Below are 21,599 nucleotides of genomic sequence, written 5' to 3'. Positions count from 1 at the left end.
TTCTCATATTTCCCATTATCCATGCTAGAGCGTAGCTTTAAAACAGCCATGTTTCAAGGGTATTATTGAATAAGCAACGATAAGCTTTCAATCAGAGCAAAGTTATCCTATCCTTTACGCCATTAAATGTAACTTTCGCCGCATCTGCTCCCGGCAGGCTTACGGCATACACCCTCCTTGGCGATAAAAAAAACAAATCATGACTGAAGCAACCACGTTATTTTCCGATGCAAAACTTGTCATTCCAGGCGGCGTGAATTCGCCGGTACGATCCTTTAGCGGCGTGGGCGGCACACCGGTTTTTATCGACCATGCCCTGGGCGCTTATATCTACGACAGCTCCGGTAACAGCTACATCGATTATGTCGGCTCCTGGGGGCCGATGATTTTAGGCCATGCCCACCCGGAAGTCATTGCGGCGGTCAAGCAGGCATGCGACAAAGGCCTGAGCTTCGGCGCGCCGACCGAAATTGAAACACTGATGGCCAAACGGGTTTGCGAGCTGATGCCGTCGATCGAACTGGTCAGAATGGTCAGTTCCGGCACCGAGGCGACCATGAGCGCCATTCGCCTAGCCAGAGGCTATACCGGCCGCGACAAAATCGTTAAATTCGAAGGCTGTTATCACGGCCATTCCGATGCCTTATTGGTCAAGGCCGGTTCCGGCGCGTTGACCTTTGGCGTACCCAGCTCGCCCGGCGTACCGGTCTCGGTTGCCGAAAACACCATCACCCTGACCTACAATGACAGCGACTCGGTCAAGGCGTTGTTTGCAGAATGCGGCGAGCAAATCGCCTGCATTATCGTCGAGCCGGTCGCCGGCAACATGAACTGCATTCCGCCTGTACCGGGATTTCTGGAAAGCTTGCGCGAGGTTTGCGACCAATATAATAGTGTGCTGATTTTCGATGAAGTGATGACCGGCTTTAGGGTTGACTTAACCGGCGCACAGGGACTTTATAATATTAAGCCCGATTTAACCACACTAGGTAAAATCATCGGCGGCGGCATGCCGGTCGGCGCATTCGGCGGCTCGCGCAAAATCATGGAATGTCTTGCGCCGCTCGGCCCGGTCTATCAGGCCGGCACGCTGTCCGGCAACCCGGTCGCGATGGCCGCCGGTTTAAAAACCCTGGAATTGATAGCCCGGCCCGGTTTTTACGAGGCGTTAACCGCAAAAACCGAAAAACTGACTTCAGGCCTGAAAGCTCGCGCCGCTCAGGCCGGTATCGCGATGACCACCAACAGCGTTGGCGGCATGTTCGGGCTGTTTTTCAGCACAGAACAGCAAGTGACCGGCTTCGCCCAGGTCATGCAGTGCGACCAAAACCTGTTTAAACGCTTTTTTCATGCCATGCTGGAACAGGGTGTTTATTTAGCGCCTTCAGCGTTTGAAGCCGGTTTTGTTTCGGCCGCGCACAGTGACGAGGATCTGGATAAAACCCTGGATATCGCCGAAGCGATATTCAAGCGCTTGTAATCTTTAGGCAGAAATAGCTGGCAGCAACGTTTCGGCAAATATGAAAGGCCTTTTTGTTGCTGGAGCAAAAAACAAGCGAATTTTATTAGACTTTTCAGGAAATGAGACAGTGGCGTATTTGTTTGTGCGCCATATCCTATTGATTTAAACTTGATTCAATTAAAACAATTAATTAGATGATTTTGAGGGCTATACGACAAGTTAGATTTTTATAAGATAATGTATATCCTGTATATCTCGTTAAGCCTTTCCAGTCTATGGCAATCTATGGCAATCTCTGACTCCGATCCACGCGTCTTCTTCGCTGCCGAGCGTACGCTCCTTGCGTGGCTGCGCACTGGCCTGACAATCATTGCCATCGGCTTTATGGTTGCGCGCTTCGGTCTCTTCGTTCGGCTAATGTCATTGCAAGTTCAACCACATCAGCTCGACACTCTGTCGCTCTCAGCTGGATTAGGCATTGCCTTTGTTATCGTTGGCTCATTGGCTATCTTCCTGGCTGCGATACAGCACAGCCGCTTCATTGCGACGCTTACGCCTCATGACTTGCCGCCGACATATTCTAAAAAGATTGCCATCATTCTGTCCTTGTTGGTAGCGGCCTTGGGAATTGTGTTAGCTGGCTATCTTTTGTTTACTTCCAACTGATGCAGCCCTGAACTAAATACATATGAATTTTATCAATAACATTCCTCCGCTGATATGGGCGTTAATAGGTCTTCTGATCGGCGCATTTACGGTGCGTTTGTTGAACGGCAAGGATAAAGTCCTGATCCGGCAACTCTCAACCGATCTGGCGGTTTTGGAGGAAAAACTAAAGCAATTTCAAAACCGCGAAACCGAATTTAAACGGTTGCAACAGCTGTTTATAGATACCAAAACCCAAAATGCCGAATTGCAAACCCGCATAGATGAACAGGCGAAAAATACCGCCGAAAAGTTAAAGTTGTTGCTCGATGCGGAACTGCGCCTGAACACCCAGTTTGAAAATCTGGCAGGCAAGATTTTCGATGACCGCAGCAAACAATTCACCGAACACCATAAAACCAGCCTGGATCATATCGTCACGCCGCTACGGGAACAGCTCGGCGAGTTCAAACAGCGCATAGAAACGGTTTACGACAACGAGAACAAGGACCGCATTTCCCTGCGCGAGGAAATCGTCTCATTGCGCCGCGATACCGCGCAGATGAACCAGGAAGCCCTTAACCTGACCCGCGCGTTAAAAGGCGACAAGAAAACCCAGGGCAACTGGGGCGAAATGATCCTGGAAACAGTACTGGAAAAATCGGGACTGCGCAAAGGCATCGAGTATGAAACGCAGGGCGCGTTCCGGGATGAGGACAACCGGCTGTTCAAGCCGGATGTAATCGTCCGCCTGCCCGAGGACAAGGATGTGGTGATTGACTCCAAAGTCTCCTTGCTGGCGTATGAGCGTTATTGCTCAACCGAAGACGACCAGGAGCGTGTCACCGCATTAAGACAACATACCGAAGCGGTGCGGGAGCATATCAAGGGTTTGAGCAACAAGGATTATTCCGCTTTAAAAGGTCTAAGATCGCTGGATTTTGTACTGTTATTCATGCCGATTGAATCAGCTTTCATCGCCGCTTTTCAGGCGGATGAACGCTTATTTACCGATGCCTTTGAGCATAAGATCATCGTGGTCACCCCGACCACCTTACTGGCGACGCTACGCACTATCGAAAACATCTGGCGCTACGAACGCCAAAACGAAAATGCCCGCGCTATCGCCGATAAGGCAGGAATCGTTTACGACAAAATACGGGGCTTTGTCGATAACCTGGATAAACTGGGCAAACAGTTAAGCACCGTCAACAGTACTTATGACGGCGTGATGAATAAATTAACCCAAGGCAACGGCAACCTGATCCGCCAAGCCGGCAGCTTCGTCGAGCTGGGCGTTAAAGTCAAAAAGGCCTTTCCTAAGACTATCACCGAACGGGCGGGGCTCGATAGCGACGAGAGCTAGAAACTATCGGCTTTTACCGGCATCTTAAGAAACATTTCCCCAATATTTATGCGATACTACGCGGTTTTGTTGTCCGGTTTTTTTAATACGTCTGTAGGCGGATTCGCCGTCAGGCAATCCGCCGCCAACGGAGCCTTAGACCAGCCTTCCACTTGGACTTTTCCAAGCGGGAGGATGCTCGATTATTTTTGATGTTGTGCGTTGATTGGCGGGTTGCTGATCGCGAAACCGCCCTACGGCACTATTAGACATTTATGATTACCTGCTTAATTAGGAGTAACACATGACCGCACTGGTTGGCATCATCATGGGCTCGACCTCTGACTGGGAAACCATGCGCTTTGCAGCGGAAACGCTGGAACGACTCGGCATTCCGCACGAAGTTGAAGTGGTCTCGGCGCACCGTACGCCGGATAAACTGTTCCATTATGCCGAAACGGCCGAGACCAAAGGCCTGGAAGTGATCATCGCCGGAGCGGGCGGAGCCGCGCATTTACCCGGCATGACGGCGGCCAAAACCGCCGTGCCTGTGTTGGGCGTACCGGTGCAGTCCAAGGCCCTGAATGGCATGGATTCCTTATTGTCGATCGTACAAATGCCCGCCGGTATTCCGGTCGGCACCTTGGCGATAGGCAAGGCGGGGGCAATCAACGCGGCCTTGCTGGCCGCGGCCATCATCAGCAACAAACATGTCCAGTATAAGGACGCATTACAAAATTTCAGGAGTGAGCAAACCGAATCGGTACTTGCGCACTCGGATCCACGGGCAGAGGACGATTTATGATAGTTGGTGTATTGGGCGCAGGCCAGCTTGCCAGAATGATCGCATTGGCAGGCATACCTTTGGGGCTGGACTTTATCTTTCTCGACCCTTCCGCCGATGCCTGCGCCAACAGGCTGGGCGAACCTTTGATCGGCGACTACAACGATCCGAAATTATTGGCGCAACTGGCGGAACGCGCCGATGTGGTCACTTACGAATTCGAGAACGTTCCGGCTGAAGTCGCCGAGTTTCTGGCCTCTCACACCCAGGTGCATCCCTGCCCGAAAGCCCTGGCCGTTGCCCAGGACCGGTTAGTCGAAAAAAGCTTTTTTCGCGACCTCGGCATCCCTACGCCGGATTATGCGGCCGTAGACAGCTTCGAAAGCCTGGAACAAGCCATGATCACCCTCGGCTATCCCGCTATTTTAAAAAGCTGCACCCAAGGCTACGACGGCAAAGGCCAGTCGCTGCTCAAGTCGCCGGACGATTTAACCGGCGCTTGGCTGCTGTTGCAGGGCGTACCGGCTGTCGTTGAAGCCTTCGTCCCGTTTACCCGCGAAGTGTCCATCATTGCAGTGCGCAGCGTTTCAGGGGAGATTGTTTTTTACCCGTTATCGGAGAACCTGCATCGCGACGGCATACTGCGCGTTTCCGAATGCCGCGCCGATGACGCGATGCAAAAACAGGCCGAAACTTATGTTTCCTGCTTGCTGGAGGCGTTGGATTATGTCGGCGTACTGGCCCTGGAATTATTCGAAGTAGACGGAAAACTGCTGGTCAATGAGTTCGCGCCACGGGTGCATAACTCCGGCCACTGGACGATTGAAGGTGCGGAAACCAGCCAGTTTGAAAATCACCTGCGGGCGATCCTGGATCTGCCGTTAGGCTCGACAGCGCCGGTAGGCAACGCGGCCATGGTCAACTTCATCGGCGGCCTGCCTGAGACTGAAGAACTACTGGCAATTCCCCATGCGCATTTGCATCTGTACGACAAATCCCCGCGCAAAGGCCGTAAAGTGGCTCATGCCACGGTACGCGCGGAAAATCAGCAACAATTATCGGAGTTGATCAAGAAACTGACCGCGCTGGCCGATCAGGTTGATAATTCGTAATTATTAGCGGTATACCCGGAGGCTTTTCACTTAAGGCGGGACACATTGCTTACAGCCGGACGGGGCATGTTGCCCCGTTCGAAATGTTTTGCGTTGGTTAATTATAGCTGCTTAGCTCGGATATCGCAGAAACGTTAGGGACGGGGTTGCAAACCCCGTCCCGCTTGGGGTGAATGGGCCGCATACCGTTATGTATCATGTTTTTTCTCCTCAATGGTAATCGACAATCTCAACATCAAAAGCATCGCCGTCCGCCCAGCGGAAACAGACACGCCATTGGTCGTTGATGCGAATGCTGTATTGCCCAGCACGGGCGCCTTTCAATGCTTCAAACCGATTGCCGGGCGGACTTTGCAAAAACGCCAAAGCAAACGAGGCTGTAATAAATTGCCTCACTCTTACAGCCGGACGGGCATGTTGCCCGTTCGAAATGCTTTGCGTTAATTAATTATAGCTGCTTAGCTCGGACATCGCAGAAACGTTAGGGACGGGGTTGCAAACCCCGTCCCGCCTGAGCCTAAGGTTAAGCCGCCTCACGCGGCAAAACCTCACGCTCAATTGCGGCCAAAGCTTGTCGCTCCGCCACGCGCAAATCATAAGCGACTTGCAAATTCAGCCAAGATTGAGCATCGCCGCCGAAATATCGCGCCAAGCGTAGCGCAGTATCAGGCGTAATGGAACGGCGTTCTTTGACAATTTCGTGCAGGCGAGTAGCAGGAACGTGCAGGGCATTCGCCAATGCGTTTACGCTCAGACCTATCGGAATCAGGTAGTCTTCCCGCAGGATTTCGCCAGGGTGAATGGAGCGCATACCGTTCTTTATCATGTTTTTTCTCCTCAATGGTAATCGACAATCTCAACATCAAAAGCATCGCCGTCCGCCCAGCGGAAACAGACACGCCATTGGTCGTTGATGCGAATGCTGTATTGCCCAGCCCGGTCGCCTTTCAATGCCTCAAACCGATTGCCGGGCGGACTTTGCAAAAACGCCAAAGTCGCCGCGCTATGTAATTGCACCAGCTTACGCTCTGCCACATTTTGAAATGCACGGAATCGTTTGGGCGATTGACCTGCAAACAAGGCTTGAGTATCTTTGCAACGAAACGATTTAATCATAAGTCAAATAGTATTACGCTTAACGTAATACGTCAAATGTTGTTTTTGTAGCTTGGTTGCTGTTGGTAACTTAAACTAACCGCCGGTGTTTACAAGCTAGAGGGCTGTCCTCAAAATAACCGTGGTCTACCCCATCCTACGTGCTAAACCAGAAAGCGCATGAACAAGAAGCGCCTTTATGCCAACAATTCCGGAAGCCTGAATCGTGAGTAAAATTGCATCGCGCAATAATAATTTGCCAAGACCATGACGCTTCCAAACTAAATCAACCGGCAAACGACCAACACCATTACCATCACCGGAATAGAGTCTAAAAGCCGATTTCAATGTTGTCACTATCATGTAGAATAGGTGGCAAAAAGCACAGCGCGTCCTACTGTTCTGATATTGTGAATTCCTATATTTATATAGTCTCCCTTACTTCATAAACGGGACAACATATTAATTATTTGATAATGATAAAAATACCAAAGTTATTTCAAGAGAAATTAGCAAATTCAGATGAACTTCGGGCAGCAGTGAGCAATAGTTTCATTCAATTTGAACCATGGCTTGACAGTAGTGGTACGCCTTTCTTTCCAGGGTTCACTGATCACAGTCCAAGACATATTTCAGACGTCTTAGATACAGCCGCATCTTTAATTTCAGATGAAAGCCAAAAATTAATAACGGCGGAAGATGTAGCAGTACTATGTATAGCAATATTACTGCATGATTGCGCTATGCATTTAACTCGGGATGGCTTCAGAGCTCTAATAGAAGACTCTGGTCAACCTATTGTTTCTGGCTTTGGAGACAAGCCATGGCCACAATTGTGGCGGGACTTTACTGCTGAAGCTGGAAGGTTTGGTCAAGATAAGCTTTTAGCAATATTTGGTGATAGTGAACCACTATTAACTGGAGAAATAGACTATGACAACTTATCTGAAAGAGACGACTTATTAATCGGTGAGTTTGTTAGGCGACACCATACAAGATTAGCACACGAAATAGCCATTAAAGGCGTTCCAAGCCGTAGTAAAGAGAAGTTAGAACTGATTGGATTTGATGCGGATTTAAAAGACATTGCAGGTCTTATTGCTAGAAGTCATGGTATGTCAATAAGAAATACTTTTTCTTACCTTGAAGAAAGATACGATTTGATCCATGAGCAGCGTAAAGTCAAAGGGCCATACCTGATGGCGGTTTTAAGAATTGCTGATTACGTTCAGGTTCAAAGCGAACGAGCAATCCGATCCCTATTGAGCATAAAAGAACTGCGTAGTCCTATTTCACGGCAGGAATGGAGAAATCATTTTGCAGTAAAGGATATTTCATATTACAACGACGATCCTGAGGCTTTTTTTGTTAATACTGAACCAAAGGATGTTAAGACTTATTTAAGACTTGTCGGCCTATTTAAAGACATTCAACGTGAATTGGACGAAAGTTGGGCAACGATTGGTGAAATCTATGGACGCCGAGGTAAACTTGCTTCACTTGGGCTCACAATGCGACGTATTAGGTCGAGTTTAGATTCAGCTGAAAAATTTGCTAAAAGAGTTCCATATATACCCATAGAAGCAGGCTTTAACTCATCTGGGCCAGATTTACTTAAGCTTCTAGTAGGGCCTTTATATGACTATAAGCCTGCAGTTGGTGTACGGGAATTGATTCAGAATGCTGTGGATGCCTGCAAAGAGTTATCTGACCTAGCAAGCCATCAATCTTCAATCAACACACAAAGTCATCAAGAACCAGACATTATATTGAGTATTCATGAAAATAATGATGGGGCTGGGTGGATTACTATTACTGACAAAGGCGTCGGTATGACGCTCGATACAATTACAAAATATTTTCTGATTGCAGGAGCATCCTTTCGAAATAGTGATCTTTGGAAAAGACAGCATACCGATGAATCAGGCCAAACAAGAGTGATGCGTGGGGGAAGGTTTGGAGTTGGTGCACTAGCATCGTTTTTATTAGGTGAAGAGATAGAAGTAACAACACGTGCTTTTGATAGACCTGAGACTGAAGGGATCGAGTTTAAGGCTAGAATTGATGAACCTATTATTGAACTTAGACGTTGTGTTGCACCAGTCGGCACATCAGTAAAAATATGGGTTTCTGATTCAAAAGTTTTCGACGCATTTCGCCCATATCAATTGCGGGACAATAAAGATAGGGATAGTGAGATTTTGCTTGATTCGTGGCCCGAAGTAGATTGGTTCGTTCAAACAGAGCCGAGAATAGAGTACAGATGGAATGGCTTTAATTGGACCATGAGAGCAAATATATCATCTGGTTCTCGTTTTAGAGTTTCAGCCACATTTTCACCAAAAGTTAATAAACTAATTCCTTTTCAAGGTACATCAACATCCTCATGGCAGAGACTGTCCGATCCAGGGCCTTACAAGGATATTTATTGGAGATATACTCCTGAAGAGAAACAGAATAATGGAGGATCAACTTGGAAACATTATCCTAACGATGAAGCGACTGTAAATGGTATTCGTGTTGAGGAGATCACTAACTATGGCAGACCATCATCACTATATTTGTCAGATAATTACTTTAATAAAGGGCCTACTTACTCTATAAAAAGGCCTTCAATGGCAATATTTGATCCATCAGGAATATGCCCAATAAATTTGCAGCGCAGTGCTATCTCTTTTGACCGCATGGGAATGGATTTGTCAATGGCCAAAGCTATACTTGGCGTACATTTACGAAATATTATTAAAAATGCAGGATCATCAGGTACCATCGCAGGCTTTTATAAACTTTGTGTCGAGTTAGTTGAATGTCGCGATGTCCGGTATCAGGGCATAGTTTCAAGAGTTTGCGCGACTTCTGATGGTATTTTTCTAGCAGCGCCAAATGTATTAACTGGACTTGAAGTTAAGACTCTATATTTCGTAAACGCTTTAGAACCACAGCTCATGGATCCAATAACAGTAGCTAATATTCTGGATGATGATGAGGCATTAATTTTTAGAATTGCTCCTTCTGGTGTTCAGAACGATTTGTCGTGGTTTCGTGGAGTTCTATGTGGAGGGAACATTAGCGAATACGGGTATGCAAGTTCAGCAGGATTTCCTCGTGTATCTTCAATTGCATCAACCTTAATTATGCCATCAGAAAAATGGAGTTTTGCGAATAAAAAAGGGCGAATTAGTAAAGATATTCTCAACACATTGACAAGTCAGCAATTAGAAAATGGCGATATTGCCGCAACTAATGGCAACAATACTAAGGCAAATCACATGTTATCTCGGTGCCAATCTATTTCAAAGATTATGGGCGAGAATTTAGAAATTGGAGCCTGGTCACTATCCAGTGACCAGGCTCATGGATATGAAAGTTCATTAATTGTTGATACGTGGCTTGAGATTAACAATAATTCACTTATTATTAATTTTGACTAACAAGTCAGTGCATAGGATGGGCCAAACATCGTGCGGCCCATCTATCATGGACTATGATTGATAGGCTTCGTACCTCAGCCCATCCTATCGCACTGTATACAGAAACACGGGTAAAGTAGAGAGCAGGTTCTCGCTAGTCCTTTTTATTTTTCATCTAGCCACTTTCCGGTATCCATGCGGCTGTGGAGAATGCCAATAATGTCAATGTATTCGGTACCGGCACGATAAAAAACCAAGTGTTTCTGTATTTGCAGTGATCTCAAATCCTTTTTGATCTCTGGTCTGGCTTTGCCAATATAGGGATTGTCCAGTAGTTGCATGATGCCCTGTTCGATCATGCTGACATATTGACCCGCTTGCGCTTCGCTCCATTCGCTGAGTGTATAAAACCAGATGTCCTCAAGATGCTGTTCTGCTGCTTGAGTTAATCTGATTTTCAGCACAAGGTTTTCTTGTCCTGGTTAATGCGGTCAATTGCGCGATTTCTTATGCGTTGGAAATGATCGCTCAGCTCTTGCGGTTTGAGTTCGGTATACCGACCTTCAGCAAGATCCCGCCCACCCTCCGCCAGTTTCGACCGCAAGTGATCCAGCTTCATCTGATTGATCAGCTCTTCGTTTGTTTTCATAAATCGCAGTGCTTCACGGATAACTTCGCTGGCATTGTTATATAAACCGGAAGTGACTTTTTCTTTGATGATGGCTTCGAGTTCTGGTGTTAATGAAATATGCATGAGAAACGCCTCCTGAATTTAGGATGCACTAAGAATACAAACATTGTCAATTTTTGTATCAGCCAGCCAAACTAACGGAGATTATCCTGTAAGGCTGGCAAACTTGATAAGGTCTAGGGCGTAGGTTGGCGTTTCGGTTGGAAGGCGGGTAAAACCGTAATGCAAGTAGAAGGCTTCCGCTTCAGGAGAAATGGCATGTGCAATCAAAAGACGGGCGGATACTTCTTTAGCCGCACGGGCTGACCTTTGCACTGCATCTTGAAGTAATGCTTTGCCTAATCCTTGGTCTTGCCATCTCTGATCAATGGCTAAGCGTCCAAGTATTACCGCTGGAATCTGGCGGGGCATATTCCGGCGCATGGAACCAATAACTTCTTGGCTAAAAATCTGTCCCATGCAAATAGCGTAGTCCTGTAGGTCAGGCATGCTTTTTATGCCTGACATTTGCAAGCCTCAATAAAGCTATGACTTCCGAACTTTCCCATTCCAGCCCATCACAGAACACCAAAGAATCAGATAACGAAAAGCTATTGTCTGGACTTGGTTGATCCCATCATTTCCATAATTCGGTAAATCAAGCAAACCACCCATCATTTGTATTTACAAAGACAATACATTATATTAGTCTTGCTTATATGGATATTCACTACGAGAAAAACGGCGTCAGCTTTGTTTGGAATGCCCGCAAAGCTGCGGCAAACCCGATCAAACATGACGGGATTACCTTCGACCAAGCTGCCGAAGCTTTCTTCGACCCGTTTTTGAAGCTGGTCGATGCTGGCCGCAATCATGAATCGCGCGATGCGGTTATCGGCTACGATGAAAAAGGCCGGTTGCTGTTTGTTGTGCATATTGAGGTTGAAGATGAGTTTATCCGGCTTATTTCGGCCCGCAAAGCCACACTAACGGAGCGCAATGCTTATGATTTCTGACACAGTTAAAAAACGCTTAACTAAAGACCGTCCCATGACTTCGATCACCTTACGCATACCGGTCGATGTGGTGGAGTCCATGAAGGTTATTGCACCCTGCAAAGGTTTTTCCGGCTATCAAGCCTTATTAAAGTCGTACATTAGCGAGTGCTTGCGCCGCGATGAAGCGCAGTTTGCCTTAAGTAAGGAAGCCAAGTTGATTGCGGCGCTAAAAAAGCTTGGCGTGCCGGATAGTATTATTGAAGAGGCGGCGCGTGAGGTTGCGTAATTCCAAGAGACCGTGAAAGAATGCAGCATCAACGCGCTACGCCACCTCGGCAAAATTGCTCCTGCATTGCTCTACCTCCTGCATCCATGCAGTTGTAAAACGCCTACTATTGGTTAGGGATAGTCTCCGTAGCGCGGACTGCATGAATTACGCTCATTCCCAATCTCCAGATTGGGAACGCGGTCTTGGAAGCCCAGCTCCCTGTACTGCGAATTTCGTGAAGCTGGAGCTTGTCAGCCAGCGAACACAACAATCCGCCTCTCAATAATTGCAGCCACTCAGGCCTGATGCAATTCCTTGCGAATGGTCTCGCGCACGACATCGGCCAGCGTTATGCCTTGGGCAAACTGCCGTAACGCCTCGTTCATCAAGGTTTGATAGTTGCCGCCGCTCATTTCGGCGCGGGCTTTAAAAATCGCCAAGGTGTCATTATCTACACGCATGGTTATCCGCGACTTGCCGCCGTGTTCGGCTTGCAGTTTTGCCAATGCCGGAATTTCAGCGACAGGCTTGGCATCGTTAAAATCCATCTCGGCATAACGGTCAAACAGGGGATCAGAATTGTTGCTCATAACGCCTCCTTTGAGGTTGGTTGGCTTTCCAGGCAGAAATAAGACGCACCGTCTCTTCGCGTTGCGTCCAAACCACTATTAATATTCGACCTTTTGCACCCATGCCCAACGTTATAAAACGATGCTCATTGTCTGCATCACCATTCTCTCGTGTCAGGGCATAAGGGTCTAGCAAGACTGCTTGAGCTTCATCAAAGGTCACGCCCTCGTGATTCAAAGGATTAGCAGCAGCTTTGGCAGGATCGAATTCAATTTTCATGGTTTTATTATATGTACAATTGTACGCACAGACAAGAAGGAGCGGCTTTCTGATTCTGGGTTGGTCATCTACATGGATGAGGGGAGTGCATAGGATGGAGGCTTACATTGTGCATACCTTATTATTCACAATACAAGACTCCATATTTCCATTCTTAGATCAGTCTGTCAAACCTGCCGGGGTTATTCTGTAAGCTTGGCAAACTTGATAAGGTCTAGGGCGTAGGTTGGTGTTTCGATTGGAAGATGGGTAAAACCGTAATGCAAATATAAGTTCTGCTTGCTGATGCTTTCATATTGGCGAATGCCCGCTTACGCAACCAAGTATCCAGCTTTTCCTCGCCCGAGCGGAAGCTCTCTGTATCAGGCTGTACGGTTAAATGAACAGGCGAACAAATTTCCTTATTTTCACTCATCCGACCAAGGGGATTTGATTGTCCGCAATCGGTTCATGCCGTCGATCTGATCTCGTGTTACCGGTGTGTCCAGCCATTCCAGTACGTTTTGGAATGTTCTTGTTGTCGACATAAATAGAGGCTTGGTCAAGGATCACATTCTTGGCTTCCTTGAGTGCCGACGCCAGCATAAATTGCGAACGATTTGAACCAAGCAACTCGGCGGCCTGGTCAATAAGCAACCTGTCATGTGCTTTCGCGCGCAAGTGAATATTTACTTCTGCGGGTGTGTGTTCTGTTCTTATAGCTTTTAATGCCAATTAACTAATTTCATGTTAAAAGTATCTGCTGTCAACACAGTACTGCACGCCTTTTAATCCTGCTCAGCATTGCTTGTCAATACCGACTGATCCATCAGCCGACTCAGCCAGGCCTCTGCCGTTGTTTTATTGATTTTCAGCACACTATTCGGAAAGAAGCCAATTCCCAATATCAGCAATGCCGACACGCACAATAATGTCAGTTCTCGGGGACGCAAATCCTGCACCTGCTTGACGCTAGACTGTGTGATCGGACCGAAGAAGGCGCGACGGGTGAAGGACAGCATATAAGCCGCGCTGAGCACCGCGCCGATCAGGGCCGCGATGCTGATGCTGGGATGTGCCAGCATGGTGCTGACTATCAGCAACAATTCGGCCGGAAAACCGCTGGTGCCGGGCAAGCCCATGCTGGCCAGCGCAAATAAAAAATAAAAACAGGTCAGTCGGGGCATGACTTTAGCCAGGCCGCCCAGATGGATAACCTCGGTACTGCCCAGGCGATGCTGGATAAAACCGGCCACCAGCATCAGCGAACCGGCGACCATCGTGAAATTCAGCAACTGGAAAATCGCCCCCTGTATGCCCTGCATATTCAAGGAGGCAATACCGACGATAACCAGTCCCACATGGCTGACGCTGGCATACGCCAGCAAGCGGCGCAAATTGGTTTGTTGCAGGGCGATCAGTGCGCTGTAAACCAGCGTAATCGCGCCGAGTATGCCCAACACCCAGCTGTATTCAACCGCAGCGGACGGCGCCAGCGGCATGGTAAAACGAATGATGCCGAAAGCGCCGAGTTTCAAGCCGATCAATAAGGCTGTCATTTGCGTCGGACCTTCCATAGCGACAGTCGGCAGCCAGGTATGGAAAGGCACTAAGGGCGCTTTAACGGCAAAGCCGAGCAGTAATAAAATAAATACCAGCGTCTGCAAGTTATCCGGCAAGGCCGTTGCCAACAATACCGGCAAGCTGAAGGACAAGTCCTGCGGAATACTGCCGCCCACCGCCGTGGCGTGATTCATCGCCAGGATGATAATCGCAAACAATAACGGCACGCCGCCAAACAGCATAAACAGCGTGTATTTGATTGCTGCGCTACGCCGTTCCGAACCTATGCCCCATAAACCGATTAAAAAGAAAATAGGCGGCAGGGTCAGTTCCCAGAACAAAAAGAACAGCGCCATATCCAGCGCCGAAAATACGCCGATAGTCACGCCTTCCAGCGCCAGCAACAAGGCTAAATGAAGTCGGGGCATCGTTTGCACCGAGTTCCATGACGCCACGATCACCATGAAGGTTAACAAGGCGGACATCGGCAAAAACAGCACGGAAATGCCGTCTACGCCAAGCAGATATTCAATATTCAGGCCGGGTATCCAGGCATACCGCTCGACCAGTTGGAAACCATCGCCTAGGTCGGCATTAAACAGCTGCACCACCATCAGCGTTGCGATCAATTCCAGCACGGCAACCCATAACGCAATATTTTTGGCCAGTTGGCTATTGCGAATAAACGTTACCGCAATCGCGCCTGATAAAGGCAGCAAAATAAGCAGGCTTAACAGGGGGAAACTGGCATTATTCATGTTGGTCGTTGTCGTCGGTGGAGGGTACGCCGTGCATCGGATATTGCTTGCCGATTTCAGCCGCGTCCTGGTCGATAAAATTCAGCCACGGGGTCGTGTAAAATCCGGTGCCGATCAGCAGCAGACAGATCATTGCGGCGATAATGCGCTCGGTCTTGACTGGATGGTGCGTACAGCTGTAGGGCTGTACAGCACGTTTGGACGCCGCCATAAAAATTCGCTGAAAAGCCCATAACAAGAACGCGGCGGACAACAGGTTGCCGACCAAAATAGCAATGGCCAGTAACCAGCCATATTCCTCAATAATGCCTTCAACGAGCAAATGTGCCGCATCAAAACCGGTGGTACCGGGCATCACCATCGTACTCAGTGCGGACAGCAAAAACAGCAAGGCCAGCGTACCGTTGGTGTTAAATAACCCGCCCAGTCGAGGAATAAAAGCGGTGCGGGTACGCTCGTAAATCAGACCGATGCTGAACAACATACCCGCCATCGCCAGACCGTATGCCACCGACAGCAATAGACTACCTTCCAGGCCGTTCGCATTAAAGCAGAAGGCGCCAATGACCAGCATCCCTGTTTGGCTGATGACCGCAAAAGCCAGCAACCGCCGAATATTGATCTGCATCAATGCCAGCAAGGCGCCGTAAAAAATGCTGATCAGGCCCAGCGTCACCACAAATCCGGCCCATTGTTCGACGACCCCGGGCACCATCGGTAAGATGAAGCGAATGGCTGCATAAATGCCCAGCTTCAAGCCGACCAGAAACACCACAGCACTGGCGACCGTGCCTTGTTCGGCCAATACCGGCAACCAGCCGTGAAACGGAAATAACGGCATACGGATCGCAAAGCCGAAAAACAGCAGGATAAAAATCAACACTTCATCATGCAAATAGGCGTTATTCTGTTTTAGCGTCACCCAGTCGAAGGTCAATGCATGGCTGGAATCGATTAAGCCGAAAGCCAGCAGCAAAAAACCGGCCAGGGTCAACAACAAACCGCTGACCCAATATTGCAGCAATAAGACCACAACCCAGCGCCGTTTTTGTCCGGTTCCGGCATGCACCGTCAACAGCACTACGGGAATCAATTCCAGCACACACCAAAACCAGAACTGCAAAACATTCAACGCGACAAAAGCGCCGATCAATATCGTTTCATAACCCAGCAGGCAGGCAATAAACAGCCGGTCGGTCACATGACGGGTAATCAGCGTATAAATCAACGCCAGCAAGGTTAAAATGGCGGTCAGCGGGATAAATAAAATATTGGTCCCATCAACGCCGACACGATAACTGAGACCGGCAAAATGCAGCTGTTCAACCAGATGAATACCGGGAAGACTAGAATCGAAAACAGTCAGCAGATAGAGGCTAAGCAATACCGTCAACAGCGCTCCGGCAAAACCAAAACGCAACGCAATCCTCGGTGAGCGCGAAAACAGGATAGCAATCATGGCCAGCAGAGGAACCGCTGTCAGTGTAGTGAGCAGCGGAAAGGCCACAGATTCCGACCAGGGAGTCACAGTAATATCCATCAGAGCTAAATTCTCATTAATGATTGAAGCTATTTATCGTCCACGAAAGGCACGAAAAACACGAAAAAACATACAAGTAATGCTGTGGCGCAGTGCATCAGAGGGAGGGCATACTTTCGCCTTTCGTCCTTTGCCCTGCGCCCTTCTTTCGTGCTTTTCATGGACTATTTTTTGTGAATCGCATCATCCCTATTGGCGGTGCGTAACATCGCCTCAAAATGCAACTAGCAATGTTATAAACACAAACAACACCAGATAGCGGGGTCTAAGCACTGATTGTTCAAATTTATTGGCGATATGTCCAAGCTGGCGGCCATAATTAATCGTATCTTTACCTATGCCGCGCAACACAAAACGGTCTTCGAACCAGTGCAGGATTGCTGCCGTCCATTCGGTGAGTTTTCCTGCCAGCCCGCTGCCTCGGGCAAATTTATCGGAGTCATTGCCTACAGGACGTAGGTAAGGGGCGTGAGCAGGAGCGGAAGCTTTGTCCAGTTGCGCGCCAATCATCCGTTCTTCCAGTTGCGCCAGTGACGATATCGCCTGGATGGCGGGAGCAGCTCCGCCCATAATCCGGTCAACGATATGATCGTCAAAATAGCTCAGGTCATGCGCCAAGCCGCGCACCGGTTTGACCAGCGCCCAATCGGTAATCGGATCCAGCCAGAAACGCTGCACCGAGGCCACATACCTCCAGGCAGGGGTATCGCCTACAGGATCTAGGCGAGGCGAACTGTCTACGCTCAGACCGTGCACATTATGCATCAGCGATGGCGCAGTCAGAAACAGATAACCACGCACCACCGCATGGGCACAAAGATGCCAACCGGCCAGTTGCCAAAACCCCAATCCGCATTCCAGAAACATCAGGCCCAGTTGGCCGGAGGTGGCAAAAATTAACGAACTTTTAACGTCGGTCTGGGTCAGCCCAACCACAAAACTGTACACAGCGGTGATCAAACCTACGACAGCGAGCACCGCCATTGCCAGGGTTGAATATTCAAAAACCGGCCGTAACAAAATAATCAGATAGACACCGGCATGCACCATGACTGCGCCGTAAAATACCGCACTCGACGGCGTAGGCCCTTCCATCGCACGACCCAGCCAGGAAGTGAAAGGCAGTTGCGCCGATTTGGCAAAGGCGGCAACCGAAAAACACAGCGCAATCGCGGTCACTTCACCTGAGCTCAACTGAGCCGCAGCAGCATTCAAATCATTCCAGTTAATGCTGCCAACCCAGGCATACGTTAAGCCGATCCCCAGAATAAATCCGGCATCGCCGATACGATTGGTCACGAAAACACGCGTCGCATTAGCGGCGGCAACCGGGCGATCGTAAGCATAGGCGATCAAAAAATAGGAACTTAAACCGGCAATTTCCCAGCCGATAAAAGTGCCGACTGCATTACCCGATAACACCAGCAGCAGCATCGCCGAAGAAAACAGGCTCAGCATAAAAAAGAAGCGGTGATAACCCACTTCCCGGTGCATGTAGTTCATTGAAAAACGAACGACAATGGCTAGCAGTACTGCAAACAGCGCCGCCAAACGCACATGAAAACCGGTAGTGATAAAGTTTACCGGTATGTCCAGCGTGTCGCTGTTCAGCCAATGTCCCAGCGTGTATGTGCCGGTATTTTTACCCAGTAAATCGGCACCCAGCAAGGCCAAAGCCAACAGGCAAGACATGGTAATCGCCCAGCCCACAATATCGGCGGTTAGGCTTTCACCGGTTTCGCCGTCGATGAAACCGAATAGATGTCCCAAGCCGACAACCGCAGCGGCGGACAAGGGCATTAAGGGAATCAGAATGACTAATGCATCCATTTAGTAAGCTCCAAAGCGTTCAGGCTGTTTGATCAACATCGGCGCTATCGGTAACGTTTGATCCTGATAACAAGCCGGGGAGTTATCGCCAACCGGCAAGTCCTTTGTCTGAGCTTGCCAACGGACAAAGCCCTCGCCAGGTTGGAACAAGAAAATCTCACCGCTATCGGGGTCTTGAGCGCTCAGATGCACCCAGCCGCCTCCTACCAGCTCCCGTATGCTTGGCTGGCGCTGATAAATGTGTTCCAGCACCGATGTTTTCGCCTCAACCAGCATCTGCAAGCGCATCGCTTCGTGCGTTTCAACCATCTGCTTAGGCAGACCTGTGCGCAAATCACTGGCAGTGCCCTCCATAACCCCGAACAAACCGGTTACGTTATGCGGTACTTTGGTGCCGCAACCGAAACGTTCGTTGTCGATCGAGGAAAAATAATATTCCAGATTGATGCCGGCGCCGACTGGGCCTGCGCTCAGTAAAATCGACTCGAGGATGCTGCCGTCAGGGTCTTGACTCGGATCGTAAGAAATCAGGAATACACGCCGATCCAGAAACAATCCCTGGGTCAAGGCGCGCCGACCGATCACGGCCGCCGCATTGGTCGCATGACCAAACTCGGGACGAACCTGACTTAAATCTTGCGCTCTCAGCGTCACATGCTGAAAAGCTTCCGCTGGCGAGGCCGAGCGCTCGGCCGAGAAAAATCGTCGGCAACGCTCATGCGCGGATAATTGTTGCGCTCGACTGATACAGTCCCTGAAACGCTCGAAATCCTCACGCAGCAAAGCCGGTATCGCGTCCAGATCGTACCAGATCATGGCATCGCTACAGGTATCGTGTTGCATAGCAACGAACCAGCAGTCGTCAGGAATAACAATACCTTGCAGCGCCAGCGATGCACGCACTTCAGGCCGGTTGGCCATGGCCGCGACTACCCGCGCATTAGGTCCGCCCTTGCCACCGCCGCAGGCGCCGCAATTATGCGCGGCTTCATGCGGGTTGTTATGACTGGTCGAGCCATGACCTGCTAACGCGACAATCCGCGCAAAACCGGCGGTGAGCCCTAAAACACGCAGCAACGCCGCTACCCGTTCGACTTGTTCGCTATCGGTAAATCCCAGTTTTGGACGTTCCGGAACGGCAACCGTCTCATCCGTAGCGGTAAACAGCAGTTGCGTTTTAACCTCGGGCGTAACCCGCTGAGCGATAGAGGAAATCAGCTTTTTCTGCAGCTTGGGAAACAGCGATTTAGCCAATAATCCGGCGAAGGTAAGCGGCGAAATCGCATCAATCACCACATGCGACAACAGCAGATTATGGCGCAAGTCCTGATGCACCTGCCTGGCAAGCCACAGGCTTAACTTACGGCCACGGTTATGCTTGAGTAACGCCGGTCCGCTACCGGATTGTGGCAGTTCCTGAACCTCATGAGCCGGCGTCACCACCACCGGACACAACGACGTCGCCTTGCTGTCATCCAGACCTTTATAATTCATCGCAACGCCAAAAAATCCGGCTGCCCCCAAGGTTTCGATAGCCGGATTCAGCTCTTCCACATGGCGGCGAAAGCTTTCCTCTCGCTCATCCATGCAGACGATAATCTGCGCTTCGGAGCGCTTAATGCGCTTGAACCAACCGCCACGCTGATGATTGGCATGCAGCGCCTGGAAAAAGCCTTCCCGATAATGATGCTCGTAAGCTATCAGCCAGACTTTACTGCGCTCGCACAGCGTGAACTCATCAAGCACCGCCAACATGGCCTGTAAATCTTGGGTGTCCAACTGTTGCATGTCGGAAGCGCTAAGCCCCAAATGCTGGCATAAACGGAACAAACGCCAGCCGCTGTTGTGTGCCGTATGTTGTTCCGAATGAGTTGCCGCCGGACTGCATTGCCAAGTCCAAATCAGGTCGGCGAGTTGCTGCCAATCGCTGCGGTCGTAACGCTCGGAACCGGCATGTAAGGTCAAGGCTTCGGCACGGTGAACCAGATATTCAGGCAGGTCGCCCTGATACAGGCGGCTGCGTACCATGAATTCCGACAGGTTCTTACAGAAATAACCGCGTATGGCGCTGAGCTTGGCTTCTATTTTCCAGGTATCACGGCAGACCTGATTCAACCACAGTCGATCCAGGGTCAGGCGTATCGCCAGATAATCGGCCAACGTCGGTGCGGCGTCATTGGCGGACTGATAATTGGGGTGCTGCTGCCGCCAGTTGATCAGGCCCGACCAGCCGGGTATTTCCAGCGCCAGTCGGCGAAGATAGGGGTTCCATTGGCTTTGCGGTATTTCCAGATGAGTCAGTTGCAGGATGATGGTATCGACCGCATCTTCAGGCAATTCGGCGATAATCTGTTGCCAGTCAAGCAACTCATGCAAAAACGGATTGGCGTCATACTGAGCCGTTGCCCGCCAGGCGGCATAAAGACCTAAGCGGCTGCGCTCAGGCAACTGCCATGCCGCTACGCCTTCATCCAGGCCTGATGCGCAAAAACGTATCAGCTGGGGCCTAACCGAATCGAGGATGTCTATGCCGCTCAATGCCAGGATGACACCGCGCAAACTGATGTTATTGCCTATTTCGTCCAGCAGCTGCTCCAATGCCGCGCCTGCCTGTTGCTGCATTTGCTGGTGCGTTGTCAGAGTGCTTCCGGTTCCACTGGTCTCGTTCCCATGCTCCTGCGTGGGAATGCTGACTTGCTCCAGCCATTCTTCAGCCTGTTCCACCGACAAATCCAGCATAGCTTCCGGATGCAAAGCCGCCTGCTCCAGTCCGAGCTTGGTTAAAATACTTTCCCATAAAGGCCGGATAACCTTGCCATCGGCTGCAAGCAATTGCTGGCGAATAGGCTCAGGCACATCGGCTTGCACCGCATCCAGCGCCCCCAACTCTTCTATTTGCCAGTTCAACTGGCTGACGCTGACCGCCTGTAGATCGAATAACAGCGCTATCCGGTAAATAGCCTGCCGGGTAATGGCCTTATCTTTTAAGCTAAAAACGCTTTGTTCTGCCTGCAAATTCGGGCACCGGGCAAATGCAGCGGACAAATCGCCGTCATTGATACGCCCCTGCCGGTAAAAATCGCGGTTTTTCGTTTCGGGGACATAACCGCCGATACCGGTCAAGGCTTCGAACTCGGCTAAAGCCTGAGAAAACGGCAGATGCTGGAAGCCATGCAAGGTGTTGTGATGCACAAAATCAAGTATCGGCGCCTGCCCAGGCAACACGTGATCCAAATGATTTAACGCGGTAATGATTTGATCGCGCAATTTTAAAGGCGTGTCTTGCATCGT

22 protein-coding genes are annotated in these 21,599 nt (G+C 49.6%); 8 read left to right on the top strand and 14 right to left on the bottom strand.

The annotated features are described in order from the left end of the window. Window positions 1–199: 199 nt before the first annotated feature. From hemL to RW114_RS08510, 5 genes are all read left to right on the top strand, one after another. The gene (gene hemL, locus RW114_RS08530; RefSeq protein ID WP_340122325.1) at window positions 200–1,480 is read left to right on the top strand and encodes a glutamate-1-semialdehyde 2,1-aminomutase; all 1,281 of its coding nucleotides are present in this window, start codon (window positions 200–202) and stop codon (window positions 1,478–1,480) included. A 267-nt stretch (window positions 1,481–1,747) separates the two neighbouring features. Next, window positions 1,748–2,128: a YidH family protein gene (locus tag RW114_RS08525; RefSeq protein ID WP_340122324.1), complete on the top strand. Its 381-nt coding sequence runs from the start codon at window positions 1,748–1,750 to the stop codon at window positions 2,126–2,128. 22 nt (window positions 2,129–2,150) lie between these two features. After that, the gene (locus RW114_RS08520; protein ID WP_340122323.1) at window positions 2,151–3,473 is read left to right on the top strand and encodes a DNA recombination protein RmuC; all 1,323 of its coding nucleotides are present in this window, start codon (window positions 2,151–2,153) and stop codon (window positions 3,471–3,473) included. A 283-nt stretch (window positions 3,474–3,756) separates the two neighbouring features. Then, window positions 3,757–4,257, top strand: a complete 501-nt coding sequence (gene purE / locus RW114_RS08515; RefSeq protein WP_027148592.1) for a 5-(carboxyamino)imidazole ribonucleotide mutase — start codon at window positions 3,757–3,759, stop codon at window positions 4,255–4,257. Further along, window positions 4,254–5,348, top strand: a complete 1,095-nt coding sequence (locus RW114_RS08510; protein WP_340122322.1) for a 5-(carboxyamino)imidazole ribonucleotide synthase — start codon at window positions 4,254–4,256, stop codon at window positions 5,346–5,348. Before purE ends, RW114_RS08510 begins: the two co-directional genes overlap by 4 nt. A gap of 210 nt (window positions 5,349–5,558) precedes the next feature. On the opposite strand, the gene RW114_RS08505 is transcribed toward RW114_RS08510, so the two are convergent. The 4 genes from RW114_RS08505 to RW114_RS08490 form a co-directional block, all read right to left on the bottom strand. Then, complete coding sequence (locus tag RW114_RS08505; protein WP_422614797.1) at window positions 5,559–5,780, bottom strand: type II toxin-antitoxin system RelE/ParE family toxin; 222 nt, start codon at window positions 5,778–5,780, stop codon at window positions 5,559–5,561. Window positions 5,781–5,871: 91 nt separating this feature from the next. Beyond that, window positions 5,872–6,174, bottom strand: a complete 303-nt coding sequence (locus RW114_RS08500; protein ID WP_340122320.1) for a HigA family addiction module antitoxin — start codon at window positions 6,172–6,174, stop codon at window positions 5,872–5,874. A gap of 11 nt (window positions 6,175–6,185) precedes the next feature. Continuing rightward, window positions 6,186–6,464 (bottom strand): type II toxin-antitoxin system RelE/ParE family toxin, encoded by a 279-nt coding sequence (locus RW114_RS08495; protein ID WP_340122319.1) that lies wholly within the window; start codon window positions 6,462–6,464, stop codon window positions 6,186–6,188. Window positions 6,465–6,590: 126 nt separating this feature from the next. Beyond that, window positions 6,591–6,800: a hypothetical protein gene (locus RW114_RS08490; RefSeq protein WP_340122318.1), complete on the bottom strand. Its 210-nt coding sequence runs from the start codon at window positions 6,798–6,800 to the stop codon at window positions 6,591–6,593. 119 nt (window positions 6,801–6,919) lie between these two features. On the opposite strand from RW114_RS08490, the gene RW114_RS08485 reads away from it, so the two are divergent. Continuing rightward, a complete protein-coding gene (locus RW114_RS08485; protein WP_340122317.1) occupies window positions 6,920–9,874 on the top strand; it encodes an HD domain-containing protein in 2,955 nt (984 codons plus the stop codon). Window positions 9,875–10,017: 143 nt separating this feature from the next. On the opposite strand, the gene RW114_RS08480 is transcribed toward RW114_RS08485, so the two are convergent. The 3 genes from RW114_RS08480 to RW114_RS08470 form a co-directional block, all read right to left on the bottom strand. Beyond that, window positions 10,018–10,317 carry a type II toxin-antitoxin system RelE/ParE family toxin gene (locus RW114_RS08480; protein WP_340122316.1) on the bottom strand — a complete coding sequence of 100 codons (300 nt, stop codon included), beginning with the start codon at window positions 10,315–10,317 and terminating at the stop codon, window positions 10,018–10,020. After that, complete coding sequence (locus RW114_RS08475; protein ID WP_340122315.1) at window positions 10,311–10,607, bottom strand: type II toxin-antitoxin system ParD family antitoxin; 297 nt, start codon at window positions 10,605–10,607, stop codon at window positions 10,311–10,313. The genes RW114_RS08480 and RW114_RS08475 overlap by 7 nt, the downstream gene beginning before the upstream one ends. An 81-nt stretch (window positions 10,608–10,688) precedes the next feature. After that, window positions 10,689–11,051 (bottom strand): GNAT family N-acetyltransferase, encoded by a 363-nt coding sequence (locus tag RW114_RS08470; protein ID WP_340122314.1) that lies wholly within the window; start codon window positions 11,049–11,051, stop codon window positions 10,689–10,691. Window positions 11,052–11,242: 191 nt separating this feature from the next. Here RW114_RS08470 and RW114_RS08465 point away from each other — a divergent pair, with 191 nt between their 5' ends. Together RW114_RS08465 and RW114_RS08460 are read left to right on the top strand one after the other, a co-directional pair. Next, window positions 11,243–11,539, top strand: coding sequence for a BrnT family toxin (locus RW114_RS08465; RefSeq protein WP_340122313.1), 297 nt, complete (start codon window positions 11,243–11,245; stop codon window positions 11,537–11,539). Beyond that, window positions 11,529–11,807, top strand: coding sequence for a hypothetical protein (locus RW114_RS08460; protein ID WP_027148587.1), 279 nt, complete (start codon window positions 11,529–11,531; stop codon window positions 11,805–11,807). Before RW114_RS08465 ends, RW114_RS08460 begins: the two co-directional genes overlap by 11 nt. Window positions 11,808–12,085: 278 nt before the next feature. Here the strand turns inward: RW114_RS08460 and RW114_RS08455 are convergent, their stop codons facing one another. From RW114_RS08455 to RW114_RS08425, 7 genes are all read right to left on the bottom strand, one after another. Continuing rightward, window positions 12,086–12,379, bottom strand: a complete 294-nt coding sequence (locus RW114_RS08455) for a BrnA antitoxin family protein (protein WP_340122312.1) — start codon at window positions 12,377–12,379, stop codon at window positions 12,086–12,088. Continuing rightward, on the bottom strand, window positions 12,363–12,638 hold the full coding sequence (locus RW114_RS08450) for a BrnT family toxin (protein WP_340122311.1): 276 nt from the start codon (window positions 12,636–12,638) through the stop codon (window positions 12,363–12,365). Before RW114_RS08450 ends, RW114_RS08455 begins: the two co-directional genes overlap by 17 nt. A 411-nt stretch (window positions 12,639–13,049) precedes the next feature. After that, on the bottom strand, window positions 13,050–13,352 hold the full coding sequence (locus RW114_RS08445) for a type II toxin-antitoxin system TacA family antitoxin (RefSeq protein ID WP_340122310.1): 303 nt from the start codon (window positions 13,350–13,352) through the stop codon (window positions 13,050–13,052). Window positions 13,353–13,405: 53 nt separating this feature from the next. After that, the gene (locus tag RW114_RS08440) at window positions 13,406–14,938 is read right to left on the bottom strand and encodes a complex I subunit 4 family protein (protein WP_340122309.1); all 1,533 of its coding nucleotides are present in this window, start codon (window positions 14,936–14,938) and stop codon (window positions 13,406–13,408) included. After that, on the bottom strand, window positions 14,931–16,478 hold the full coding sequence (locus tag RW114_RS08435) for a complex I subunit 4 family protein (protein WP_340122308.1): 1,548 nt from the start codon (window positions 16,476–16,478) through the stop codon (window positions 14,931–14,933). Before RW114_RS08435 ends, RW114_RS08440 begins: the two co-directional genes overlap by 8 nt. A gap of 213 nt (window positions 16,479–16,691) precedes the next feature. Beyond that, window positions 16,692–18,308, bottom strand: a complete 1,617-nt coding sequence (locus tag RW114_RS08430) for an NADH-quinone oxidoreductase subunit 5 family protein (RefSeq protein ID WP_340122307.1) — start codon at window positions 18,306–18,308, stop codon at window positions 16,692–16,694. After that, window positions 18,309–21,596 (bottom strand): DUF2309 domain-containing protein, encoded by a 3,288-nt coding sequence (locus RW114_RS08425; protein WP_340122306.1) that lies wholly within the window; start codon window positions 21,594–21,596, stop codon window positions 18,309–18,311. Window positions 21,597–21,599: the final 3 nt, after the last annotated feature.

This window comes from Methylobacter svalbardensis (assembly GCF_037671525.1).
In the GTDB taxonomy this organism is placed as follows: domain Bacteria; phylum Pseudomonadota; class Gammaproteobacteria; order Methylococcales; family Methylomonadaceae; genus Methylobacter_A; species Methylobacter_A svalbardensis.
The sequence above is the reverse complement of the archived record's forward strand: the minus strand, read 5'-3'. Positions and strand labels throughout refer to the sequence as shown.

Excerpts from the sequence above, each read along its gene's own strand:
- hemL (WP_340122325.1), top strand. The coding sequence starts at position 200 with ATGACTGAAGCAACCACGTTATTTTCCGATGCAAAACTTGTCATTCCA.
- RW114_RS08525 (WP_340122324.1), top strand. The coding sequence starts at position 1,748 with ATGGCAATCTCTGACTCCGATCCACGCGTCTTCTTCGCTGCCGAGCGT.
- RW114_RS08520 (WP_340122323.1), top strand. The coding sequence starts at position 2,151 with ATGAATTTTATCAATAACATTCCTCCGCTGATATGGGCGTTAATAGGT.
- purE (WP_027148592.1), top strand. The coding sequence starts at position 3,757 with ATGACCGCACTGGTTGGCATCATCATGGGCTCGACCTCTGACTGGGAA.
- RW114_RS08510 (WP_340122322.1), top strand. The coding sequence starts at position 4,254 with ATGATAGTTGGTGTATTGGGCGCAGGCCAGCTTGCCAGAATGATCGCA.
- RW114_RS08500 (WP_340122320.1), bottom strand. The coding sequence starts at position 6,174 with ATGATAAAGAACGGTATGCGCTCCATTCACCCTGGCGAAATCCTGCGG.
- RW114_RS08495 (WP_340122319.1), bottom strand. The coding sequence starts at position 6,464 with ATGATTAAATCGTTTCGTTGCAAAGATACTCAAGCCTTGTTTGCAGGT.
- RW114_RS08485 (WP_340122317.1), top strand. The coding sequence starts at position 6,920 with ATGATAAAAATACCAAAGTTATTTCAAGAGAAATTAGCAAATTCAGAT.
- RW114_RS08475 (WP_340122315.1), bottom strand. The coding sequence starts at position 10,607 with ATGCATATTTCATTAACACCAGAACTCGAAGCCATCATCAAAGAAAAA.
- RW114_RS08470 (WP_340122314.1), bottom strand. The coding sequence starts at position 11,051 with ATGTCAGGCATAAAAAGCATGCCTGACCTACAGGACTACGCTATTTGC.
- RW114_RS08465 (WP_340122313.1), top strand. The coding sequence starts at position 11,243 with ATGGATATTCACTACGAGAAAAACGGCGTCAGCTTTGTTTGGAATGCC.
- RW114_RS08460 (WP_027148587.1), top strand. The coding sequence starts at position 11,529 with ATGATTTCTGACACAGTTAAAAAACGCTTAACTAAAGACCGTCCCATG.
- RW114_RS08455 (WP_340122312.1), bottom strand. The coding sequence starts at position 12,379 with ATGAGCAACAATTCTGATCCCCTGTTTGACCGTTATGCCGAGATGGAT.
- RW114_RS08450 (WP_340122311.1), bottom strand. The coding sequence starts at position 12,638 with ATGAAAATTGAATTCGATCCTGCCAAAGCTGCTGCTAATCCTTTGAAT.
- RW114_RS08440 (WP_340122309.1), bottom strand. The coding sequence starts at position 14,938 with ATGAATAATGCCAGTTTCCCCCTGTTAAGCCTGCTTATTTTGCTGCCT.
- RW114_RS08435 (WP_340122308.1), bottom strand. The coding sequence starts at position 16,478 with ATGGATATTACTGTGACTCCCTGGTCGGAATCTGTGGCCTTTCCGCTG.
- RW114_RS08430 (WP_340122307.1), bottom strand. The coding sequence starts at position 18,308 with ATGGATGCATTAGTCATTCTGATTCCCTTAATGCCCTTGTCCGCCGCT.
- RW114_RS08425 (WP_340122306.1), bottom strand. The coding sequence starts at position 21,596 with ATGCAAGACACGCCTTTAAAATTGCGCGATCAAATCATTACCGCGTTA.